Annotated in this window: 7 protein-coding genes; 5 read left to right on the top strand and 2 right to left on the bottom strand. The window is 71.0% G+C overall.

Annotated elements, in window-relative coordinates:
* Positions 1-9: 9 nt before the first annotated feature.
* Positions 10-708 carry a class I SAM-dependent methyltransferase gene (locus tag Q673_RS30555; protein WP_052004261.1) on the top strand — a complete coding sequence of 233 codons (699 nt, stop codon included), beginning with the start codon at positions 10-12 and terminating at the stop codon, positions 706-708.
* Here the strand turns inward: Q673_RS30555 and plsB are convergent.
* On the bottom strand, positions 678-3,167 hold the full coding sequence (gene plsB, locus Q673_RS30560) for a glycerol-3-phosphate 1-O-acyltransferase PlsB (RefSeq protein ID WP_081712046.1): 2,490 nt from the start codon (positions 3,165-3,167) through the stop codon (positions 678-680). The two genes, Q673_RS30555 and plsB, sit on opposite strands and share 31 nt — an antisense overlap.
* Positions 3,168-3,283: 116 nt before the next feature.
* Here plsB and Q673_RS30565 point away from each other — a divergent pair, with 116 nt between their 5' ends.
* Positions 3,284-4,405, top strand: a complete 1,122-nt coding sequence (locus tag Q673_RS30565) for a phospholipase D-like domain-containing protein (protein ID WP_023006545.1) — start codon at positions 3,284-3,286, stop codon at positions 4,403-4,405.
* A 69-nt stretch (positions 4,406-4,474) separates the two neighbouring features.
* Here the strand turns inward: Q673_RS30565 and Q673_RS30570 are convergent, their stop codons facing one another.
* On the bottom strand, positions 4,475-5,119 hold the full coding sequence (locus Q673_RS30570) for a YecA/YgfB family protein (RefSeq protein WP_023006546.1): 645 nt from the start codon (positions 5,117-5,119) through the stop codon (positions 4,475-4,477).
* A gap of 84 nt (positions 5,120-5,203) precedes the next feature.
* Between Q673_RS30570 and Q673_RS30575 the strand changes: the two genes are divergently transcribed.
* The 3 genes from Q673_RS30575 to Q673_RS30585 form a co-directional block, all read left to right on the top strand.
* Entirely contained in the window at positions 5,204-5,764 is a 561-nt protein-coding gene (locus Q673_RS30575) for a SprT family zinc-dependent metalloprotease (protein WP_023006547.1), read from the top strand.
* Between the two features lie 171 nt (positions 5,765-5,935).
* Positions 5,936-7,885: an acetate--CoA ligase gene (gene acs / locus Q673_RS30580; RefSeq protein WP_023006548.1), complete on the top strand. Its 1,950-nt coding sequence runs from the start codon at positions 5,936-5,938 to the stop codon at positions 7,883-7,885.
* Positions 7,886-8,092: 207 nt separating this feature from the next.
* A partial coding sequence (locus Q673_RS30585) for a response regulator (protein WP_023006549.1) occupies positions 8,093-8,445 on the top strand: 353 nt, incomplete at its 3' end.

The raw sequence follows: 8,445 nt of genomic DNA on the forward strand, positions 1-8,445 counted from the left end.
CGGCTCGGCCTGCCCCTGGAGGCCGAGGCCGAGCTGACCCTGGCGCGTCGCGAGGGGCGCCTGGTGCTGGCCGGCGACGAGAGGCGCTACGGTCATCCGCTGGCGGTAGACTTCACCGCCGGCCGCGCCGCCCATCGCCGCCGCTTCGGCGGGGGGCGTGGCCAGCTGGTGGCGCGTGCCTGCGGCCTCGCCAGGGGGGTGACGCCCTGCGTGGTGGACGCCACCGCGGGGCTGGGGCGCGACGCCTTCGTGTTGGCGAGTCTGGGGGCCGAGGTGCTGCTGGTGGAGCGGGTGGCGGCGATCTTCGCCCTGCTCGAGGATGGCCTGGCGCGGGCCCGGGCGGACGCCGAGACGGCGCAGGTCGCCGCGCGCATGCGCCTGGCGTGGGGCGACGCGGCCCGCGAGCTCGAGGCCCTGGTGGCCGCGGCGGCCTTCCCGCCCCAGGTGGTGCACCTGGACCCGATGTTTCCCCATCGCGAGAAGTCGGCGCTGGTCAAGAAGGAGATGCGGCTCTTCCGCACCCTGGCCGGCGACGACGCCGATGCCCCGCGCCTGCTGGAGGCGGCCCTGGACGTGGCGACCCACCGGGTGGTGGTCAAGCGCCCGCGCAAGGCACCGCCCATCGCGGGGCCGGCGCCGCGCCATGTGCTCGAGGGCAAGACCAGCCGCTACGACCTCTATGTGCACCGCTCGCTGACGGCGGGGTGATCCGCCTCGCGGTGGGTCACCAGCTGCAGCCGGTGGCGCAGCGCCGGGTCGAACAGCCGCCGCGAGCGCTTCGCCGCCTCGCTCAGCTGCGCGTCGAAGACCAGCCGCCCCTCGGCGTCCCGCCATAGCCACCCCTGCTGCTCGAGACCGTCCACCAGGCCGACGAAGAGCCGGCTGTCGAAGAACTCCGGGGAGTCGAGCCCCGAGAGCAGGGCGAGGCGCTCGGCGAGTTGGCGGCTGCGCTCGGCCAGTGCCTCGGCGCCGAGGCGCGCCGGCCCGGCGTCCAGCAGCACCGCGAGCAGCAGGTAGCCGCGCTCCAGGGAGGGCTGCATCAGCTGGCCCAGCAGGTCCAGGCACTCGCCGGCCTCGATGTCGTCCTCGGGCCGCCGCCAGCCGGCGTCGCCGTCCGGCACCAGCAGCCCCAGGGCCACCAGCGTGTCGAGCATCGCCGCCAGCGCCTGGCGCAACGAGGCCGGCGGGGCCACCATCAGCTCGCGTGCCAGGATCGGCCAGCCCGGTGCCAGCAGCTCGGTCAGCGCCTCCAGGCGATGCGCCGGCTGGTGGTGGAAGGCGAAGGCGGTGAGGCCGGCCAGGGCGAAGAGGTGCAGCACGTTGTTGCGGTACCACCCCAGCCGGCCGGCCTGGCCGGCGTCGGCCAGCAGGATGTCGCCCAGCGGCTGCTCGCGGCGCTGGATCATGCCCAGCGCCAGGGCCTGGGCGATCCACGCCGGTGGCTCGCCCTCCGGCAGGCTGACCCGCGTGCTGCCGGGCAGTCGCCGCTGCAGCGCCGCCAGCAGCGCGAGCTGGCGCTCCATCAGGCGCTCCTCGATGGCGTGGTGGGAGGTGGCCAGCAGCACCAGGGCGACCAGGTTGACCGGGTTGAGAGCGGCGGCGGCGTTGATGCGCCGGCACAGCGTCTCTCCCAGGCGTGGCACCATGTCAGCCAGCCATGCGGGGCGCTCCTCGCCGTCGCGGCGCCACGCCTCACCTAGCGTCGCGTCCAGGTAGGGGGCCACCGCCAGCGGCTCGCCGACATTGACGCTGACCCGGCCGAAGGGCTGGCGCAGATGCCTTACTACCCGCAGCAGCGCCAGGGGGCTCTCCTTGCGTTTCCTGCCGCCGCGGAGTTCCCGCTGGTAGCTGGCGCTCTCGATCACCCGCTCGTAGCCGATGTAGACGGGGATGAAGGCCAGCGGGCGCGCCTGGCCGGTGGCGTGGCTGCGCAGGAAGGAGCGCAGGGTCATCGCCAGCATGCCGGGGCGCGCCGGCAGCATGCGTCCGCTGCGCGAGCGGCCGCCTTCGATGAAGTACTCCAGCGGATGGCCGCGGGCGATCAGCCGGTGCAGGTACTCGTTGAACACCGTGGCGTAGAGGCGGTTGTCGCGGAAGCTGCGACGCAGGAAGAAGGCGCCGCCGCGGCGCAGCAGGGGCCCCACCAGTGGCATGTCGAGGTTGCGCCCGGCGGCGATATGCGGCGGCATCAGCCCCTCCTGGTAGAGTACGTAGGAGAGCAGCAGGTAGTCGATATGGCTGCGGTGGCAGGGCACATAGACCAGGGTGTGATCCTCGGCCAGCGCCTTCACCTCGGCCAGGCCGCGGACCTCGACGCCATCGTAGAGCCGGTTCCACAGCCGCCGCAGCAGGCCGTCGAGGAAGCGCAGCACCGGGTAGGTCATGTTGGAGGCGATCTCGCGGCCATAGCGCAGCGCGCGGCCCTGCAGGCGGGGCCGCGACAGGCGCCCCTCGCCGGCCAGCTCGTCGATCACCCGGCGCACCTCGGGGCTCTTCGCGACCCCCTCGATCAGGGTACGGCGGTGGGAGAGGTCGGGGCCCAGCACCCGCGTGCGCACGCGGCGGAAGTGGACCCGCAGCAGGCGCGCCGCCTTGCGGTTGGTGAGTGTTGGGTCGCGGCCGTCGCATAGCTCGCGCAGGGGCAGCGGGGCGCCGAAGTGCAGCTCCACGCTGCGGCGGTTGACCAGCATCGAGAGCAGCCGGCGCAGCCGCCCGGTGAGCTGCCAGCTGTCGGCGGCGACCAGGCGCCAGAAGCCGAAGCGCTTGCCCGGGGCGCGTCCCCAGAAGACGCTCACCGGCACCAGCTGCACCGCCAGTTCGGGGTCGGCCTCGAGCGCCTCGACCAGCGCCTGGAAGGGCGGCCGGGTCCGGGCCTTGCCGCCCAGCAGCCGGCGGCGTGTCGCCGGCAGGGCCAGCACCCCGGGCAGGCGTCGCTCGCCCAGGCGTACCGAGCCGGCGGCGAGGGGCAGGCCATGCCGGCGGGTCAAGGCCGCCAGCAGCCAGGTATCGCTCAGCGCGGGCCTGGGCAGTACGTAGACGACCGCCTGGTCGGGGTCGAGAGCCAGGGCGTGGGGCGCGGATTCGATCAGGCGCGGGCGCACCCAGGCGTCGAGGAGGCGGCTCATGGAGGCGCGCAGGGGCGCGGTGAGGGAGTGCAGCAAGGCCATCCGTTTGCCCCGGGTGCTGGAAAGGGAGGGGAGTGCCAGTATAGTCGTCGAAGGGCGCCGGGTCAGTCGGCGCGCGGTGGCGCCGAGCCAGGCGACGACGGACGGAGAGGCGAGGGATGCACGGGATCTGGCGAGAAGGCAACGACTTCGAGCTGCTGCCGGAGGCCAGCCGCTTCCTGCCGGCGATGTTCGAGGCCATCGAGCAGGCACGTGGCTCGATCCTGATCGAGCTCTACCTGATGGAGTCGGGGCGGCTCGCCTCGGCGCTGATCGATGCCCTGGTGCGCGCCGCCGAGCGCGGGGTGGCGGTGCTGCTGCTGCTCGACGGCTATGGCGCCATGGGGCTCGCCGGGCGCGATCGTGAGCGGCTGCAGGCGGGGGGCGTGGCGCTGCGCTTCTTCAATCCCCTGGGCCTGCACTCCCTGGCGCGCAACCTGACCCGCGACCACCGCAAGCTGGTGGTGGTGGATGGCCGGGTCGCCTTCACCGGTGGCTTCGGCGCGGTGGACGAGTTCCTCGACGCCTGGTACGAGGTGGCGGTGCGCATCCAGGGGCCAGTGGTGGCCGACTGGGTCCGGCTGTTCTGCCGTCTGTGGGATTCGCCGCTGACCCGCGGCGAGGGCGCCACGGGGCTGGTGCATGGCCTGGCGACCGCCGCTCGACCGGCGGCGGGCTATCGCGGCATGCGCGGGCGTGCCGTCTGGGGCCAGGGCTACCGTTACCAGGCGATCCGCCATTCGCTCCACGGCCGGGTGGTCACCGCACGCCATCGACTCTGGCTCTGCACCCCCTACTTCGCACCCACGCTGACCCTGCGTCGGCGCCTGGTGCAGGCGGCGCGCCGCGGGATCGACGTGCGATTGCTGCTGCCCGGGGAGCGCCATGACCACCCCGGGGTGCGCTATGCCGGCCAACGCTTCTATGGCCGCCTGCTCAAGGCAGGGGTGCGCATCTTCGAGTTCCAGCCCACCTTCATCCACGCCAAGGTCTCGCTGGCCGACGACTGGGTGAGCCTCGGTTCCTGCAACTTCGATCACTGGAGCCTGCACTGGAACCTGGAGGCCAACCAGGAGGTGGAGGACCGCCGTTTCGCCGGTGAGGTGGCTGCGCTGTTCGAGCGCCACTATGCCGCCAGCCGCGAGATCGAGCCCGCGGCCTGGGCGCGGCGGTCGCTGTGGCAGCGGGCGCGGGAGTGGCTCTTCGGCACCCTGGACGGGGTGCTCACCCGGTTACGCTAGCGCCAAGCCGCCAGGAAATTCTCGGTATATCAGCGATTCGGCGCCACGCCGGTCATCGGCGTTCGGCGCTTACCGCTTGCCCTTGCCGTGACCGGCGGGCTTCTTGCGGCGCGGGGTGGGCTTGGGGCTCTCCGGCGGCACCCGATAGTGCAGGTAGAGGTCGAGCACCAGCTCGGGGAGCTGGCGCACCAGCGCCTCGAGACGCGCGGCGTCGGCGACGAACTCCGCCATGTCCGGCTCCTCGTCGAAGAGCCCGGAGAGCGCCATGAAGGGCAGCAGCAGGGTGGCGGCGGCCTCCTCGTCCTCCTCGAACCACGCTGGCTCATCGAGGAAGACCCCCTCCATGAAGCCGGCGCACCAGTCGCCGATGGGGGTCTCCTCGGCGGGGAGACCGTCGAGGGTGAGCTCGAAGGGGAGCTCCGGCAGGCCGCCCTGCTCCAGGGTCGCGATGGCATTGTGGCGCAGCCTCTCCAGCAGGCCGAGGATCGCCTCGCGCTCGGCGTCATCGGCGAAGGCGGGCTCCCCCTGGAAGAGCTCGGCCACCCAGGCCGCCGGCAGCGTCTCCCGGGGACTCACCGCCAGCGCCACCAGGAAGCCGTGGGTGCCGATCAGGTCCAGGGCGTCCTCGGGCACGCGCGCCGAGGCGAGGAAGTCGTCGAGGCGGTCGAGCTCGTCGTCATCAAGCAGGGGGACGGGCGGCGGGGTGTCAGACATCGGAGCGCTCACTCTCGCTGGCGGGATGGAGGCGTCGACGGCGGGGCTTGTCGCCGGGCGACGCTGGCGCCATTCTAGCACCCCATGACCCGACCCGCGCTGCCGCCCCCCGACCCCGACCGCCTCGCCACCCTCGACCGGGAGGCCCTGGCGCAGGCCCTGCATGCGCGGGTCGAGGCGGCCTACGCGCTGTGTCGCGAGGTGCACCCCCACCTGCCGCGTCCCCGGGTATGGCTCGACCTGCGCGGGCAGAGCGCCGGCCAGGCCCACTTCGGCCGCGGCGGGCTGCGCTTCAACCCGGTGCTCTACGCCGAGAACCGCGAGGCCTTCCTGGTCGAGGTGGTGCCCCACGAGATGGCCCACTGGCTGGTCCACCACCTGGCGGATGGCCGGCGGGCCCGGCCTCATGGCCGCGAGTGGCAGACGGTGATGCGCCGCCTCTTCGGCCTTCCGCCTTCCACCACCCACCGTTTCGATACCGGACGGGCGAGCCCGGCTCCCCACCGCTACGCCTGCGGCTGTCGGGAGCACGCCTTCACCCCGCGGCGCCACGCCCTGGCCCGCCAGGGGCGTCGCTACCGCTGTCGGCGCTGTGCCGAGACCTTGGTCTACCGTGGCGATTCGGTGCTCGAAAATACGACTTAAGCTTTTGTTATAAAAAGGAATTTTGATCATACCAATGTCTAAGGGGAAGTGGCGCCGCGAGGCGCTATGCTGGCTTCACATTTCCCATGGCACCGACGGCGTCAACAACCCTAATCAAGTCGCCGGTTTCCATCCATCTGACGGGGCCACCCCAAGGACAGAGGCAACTCCATGAGCGAACAGCAGAACGTCTATCCGGTGAGCGATGCCATCGCCGCCAAGGCCTGGGCCGACAAGGACACCTACCAGGCCATGTACCAGCAGTCCGTGGACGACCCAGAGGCCTTCTGGAGCGAGCAGGCCAAGCGCGTCGACTGGTTCAAGTTCCCGAGCAAGATCAAGCACACCAGCTTCGACCCGCACAACGTCGACATCCGCTGGTACGAGGATGGCACGCTCAACGCCAGCGTGAACTGCCTCGACCGCCACCTGGAGACGCGTGGCGACCAGACCGCCATCATCTGGGAGGGCGACGACCCCAACGACGCCGCCCACATCAGCTATCGCGACCTGCATGAGCGCACCTGCCAGCTGGCCAATGCGCTCAAGGCCCAGGGCGTCAAGAAGGGTGACGTGGTCACCCTCTACATGCCGATGGTCCCTGAGGCCGCGGTGGCCATGCTGGCCTGTGCGCGCATCGGCGCCGTCCACTCGGTGGTGTTCGGCGGCTTCTCCCCGGACGCCCTGGCCCAGCGCATCATCGGTGCCAAGTCCAAGCTGGTGATCACCGCCGACGAGTCCGTGCGCGGCGGCAAGCAGGTGCCCCTCAAGGACAACGTCGACGCCGCCCTGACCCGCGACGGCACCGAGGTGTGCGAGAAGGTGCTGGTGGTCAAGCGCACCGGTGGTGAGATCGAGTGGAAGGAGGGGCGTGACCTCTGGTACCACGAGCAGGTCGACGGCCAGCCCACCGACTGCCCCGCCGAGGAGATGAAGGCCGAGGATCCGCTCTTCATCCTCTACACCTCCGGCTCCACCGGCGCGCCCAAGGGCCTCAAGCACACCACCGGCGGCTACCTGGTCTACGCCAGCCTGACCCACCAGTATGTCTTCGACTACCAGGAGGGCGAGGTCTACTGGTGCACCGCCGACGTGGGCTGGGTCACCGGGCACAGCTACATCGTCTATGGCCCGCTGGCTAACGGCGCCACCACCCTGATGTTCGAGGGCGTGCCCAGCTACCCGAGCCATGGCCGCATGGGCGAGATCGTCGACAAGCACAAGGTCAACATCCTCTACACCGCCCCCACGGCGATCCGCGCCCTGATGGCCCATGGCGACAACGTCATGGACTCCAGCCAGCGCGACTCGCTGCGCATCCTCGGCTCGGTGGGCGAGCCCATCAACCCCGAGGCCTGGGAGTGGTTCTACCGGGTGATCGGCAACTCGAAGTGCCCGATCGTCGACACCTGGTGGCAGACCGAGACCGGCGGCATCATGATCGCGCCGCTGCCGGGCGCCACGCCGCTCAAGCCGGGCTCCGCCACCCTGCCGTTCTTCGGCGTGCAGCCGGCACTGCTCGACAGCGAGGGCAACACCCTCGAGGGCGCCGTGGACGGCAACCTGGTGCTCACCGACTCCTGGCCCGGCCAGGCACGCTCCATCTGGGGCGACCACGAGCGCTTCACCCAGACCTACTTCTCCACCTACAAGGGCGCCTACTTCACCGGCGACGGTTGCCGCCGCGACGAGGACGGCTACTACTGGATCACCGGCCGCGTCGATGACGTGATCAACGTCTCCGGCCACCGCATGGGCACCGCCGAGATCGAGTCGGCGCTGGTGGCCCATGAGGCAGTGGCCGAGGCCGCCGTGGTGGGCTTCCCCCACGACATCAAGGGCCAGGGCATCTACATCTACGTCACCCTGAACGACGATGCGGAGCCCACCGACGAGCTGCGCAAGGAACTCACCCAGTGGGTGCGCAAGGAGATCGGCCCGATCGCCTCGCCGGACGTCATCCAGTGGGCGCCGGGCCTGCCCAAGACCCGCTCCGGCAAGATCATGCGCCGCATCCTGCGCAAGATCGCCGCCAACGAGTGCGACGGCCTGGGCGACACCAGCACCCTGGCGGATCCCAGCGTGGTGGACGAGCTGATCGAGCATCGCGCCAACCGCTGAGGCATGGTGACGAGCCTGGCTCGTCGCCATCCGATCCCAACGAGCCGGCCCCCATGGGCCGGCTTCTTTTCGGCCATCGGGAGTGTTGTCGACAATGTGGCCGTGGCGCTTGGGAATCGCCTCGGCCATGGGGTAACATGCGATTCACGACAGAAGAGCCCGCGTGGCGGTCCGCGACCCGCTGCCAGAGGAACCGGAGGAGAATCCATGGCCTTTGCCCAGAAATTCATCGTCGCCGATGACCATCCGCTGTTCCGCGCAGCCCTCACCCAGGCGCTGCGTCAGCTGGCGCCCCAGGCTGAGATCGTGGAGTCCGACACCATGGAGGCCACCGCCGAGGTGGTCACCCGCCACCCCGACGCCGACCTGATCCTGCTCGACCTGCACATGCCGGGGGCCCATGGCTTCTCGGGCCTCATCCAGCTGCGCGGCCAGACCCCGGATATTCCGGTGGCGGTGGTCTCGGGCAGCGACGAGCCCCATGTGGTGCGCCGTGCCATCGACTACGGTGCCTCCGGCTTCATCCCCAAGTCCTCCTCGCTGCAGCTGATCGCCGAGGC

The sequence above is a fragment of the Halomonas sp. PBN3 genome (assembly GCF_000475415.1).
GTDB classification, from domain to species: domain Bacteria; phylum Pseudomonadota; class Gammaproteobacteria; order Pseudomonadales; family Halomonadaceae; genus Halomonas; species Halomonas shengliensis.

Coding starts and splice junctions, on each gene's coding strand:
- plsB (WP_081712046.1), bottom strand. CDS start 3,167: ATGGCCTTGCTGCACTCCCTCACCGCGCCCCTGCGCGCCTCCATGAGC.
- Q673_RS30565 (WP_023006545.1), top strand. CDS start 3,284: ATGCACGGGATCTGGCGAGAAGGCAACGACTTCGAGCTGCTGCCGGAG.
- Q673_RS30570 (WP_023006546.1), bottom strand. CDS start 5,119: ATGTCTGACACCCCGCCGCCCGTCCCCCTGCTTGATGACGACGAGCTC.
- Q673_RS30575 (WP_023006547.1), top strand. CDS start 5,204: ATGACCCGACCCGCGCTGCCGCCCCCCGACCCCGACCGCCTCGCCACC.
- acs (WP_023006548.1), top strand. CDS start 5,936: ATGAGCGAACAGCAGAACGTCTATCCGGTGAGCGATGCCATCGCCGCC.